The organism is Amycolatopsis antarctica, assembly GCF_002262875.1.
Classification (GTDB): Bacteria; Actinomycetota; Actinomycetes; order Mycobacteriales; family Pseudonocardiaceae; genus Amycolatopsis; species Amycolatopsis antarctica.
The window spans coordinates 1-1,355 of record NZ_NKYE01000040.1; the positions used below are offsets into that span (position 1 = coordinate 1).

1 protein-coding gene is annotated in these 1,355 nt (G+C 65.5%); it reads right to left on the reverse strand.

Going from position 1 to position 1,355, the window contains the following annotated elements; all coding sequences use genetic code 11:
• Nucleotides 1-58 precede the first annotated feature (58 nt).
• A complete protein-coding gene (locus CFN78_RS28335) occupies nt 59-1,255 on the reverse strand; it encodes an IS481 family transposase (RefSeq protein WP_094866381.1) in 1,197 nt (398 codons plus the stop codon).
• Nucleotides 1,256-1,355: the final 100 nt, after the last annotated feature.

Below are 1,355 nucleotides of genomic sequence, written 5' to 3' on the forward strand. Positions count from 1 at the left end.
TGTGATGTCTCAGGACATCGGCGACAGTCGGACCGACGAAGTGTCGGTTCGGCTGTTGTTATGTGTGGGGTCGGCGGGTGGGCCCTTTGGGGGCTCCGGTGGGTTGGTAGTCGCGTCTGGGGTTGATGGTGAGTTCGCGGAGTAGTTTTCCGGTGGCGGCGTTGATGACGCGGACGTCGAGGTCGTGGACGAGCAGGAGGACGTTGGTTCGGGTGTGGGTTCGGCCGACGCCGATGTGGTGGAGTCGGCCGTTGACGCGCAGGGTGACCACTCCGGATTTGTCGATCGTGTCGTGCCGGATTCGGTTGTGCGTTTCGTTGGTCCGGTCGTTGCGCGGTGTGGCTTTGGGGCGGGCTTGGTAGGCGGTGGCTGGGGTGGCCCGGTGCGGCAGAGACCGGTGTGGCCGGTCCTGGTTGTAGAGCTCGGCGAAGATCTCGAGCAGTGTTTGCAGGCCGCCGATGGTGGCTGGCTGGCTGGATTGGGCGCGCAGCCAGTTCTTCATCGTCTGCTGGAAGCGTTCCACCTTGCCGCAGGTGGTGGGGTGGTTCGGGCGGGAGTTCTTCTGCACCACATCAAGGCGGCGTAGTTCGGTCTCCAGGCCGTTGCGGCCGCCCCGCCCGCCGGAGTAGCGGGTGGTGAAGACCATGCCGTTGTCGGTCAACGTGGAGGCCGGAATCCCGTGTCGGGCGACGGTTTCCCGGAAGCTGGCCACCACGATCGGGCCGGTTACCCGTGGATGCGCACTGACGTGGAGAGCATAGCGGGAATGATCGTCAAGCCAGGTCAGGATCTCCACATCGACACCGGTAGCCAACCGATAGTGGGTGAAATCGGACTGCCAGGTCTGGTTCGGCATCTCGGCTTCGAAGCGGATATAGGACGATTTCGGTCGCTTCGCCGGGGCCGGGGTGATCGTGCCGTGGCGGGCCAGAACGCGGTTGATCGTGGCCCGCGACAACGCGATCTGGTGCCGGTGGGTCAGATGCCAGCCGATGGTGTCCGCACCCGCATCCAACCCTGAATCGGCCAACTGCTTACGCAGCCCCAGCACCAACTCCACCGTCGCCGGCGAGGTCGCGGTCGGCATGGACTTCGGACGGCGGGAACGGGGCTCGAGCGCGGCCTCGCCCTCAGCCTCGTAGCGGGCCTTGAGCTTGTACACCCAGGCGCGGTGCAGCCCGTAGCGCCGGGCGACCTCGGAGGGCGCCTGGCCCTCCACAAACAGTGCGGTGATAACCAGACGAGCCTTCGACATGCCCGAGCATCCAGCCCACCCAGCCAGTCGCCGATGACCCGCGACTCGTGTCGCCTATGACCTGAGACACCTGTCGCCTATCTCCTGAGCCAGGACACTG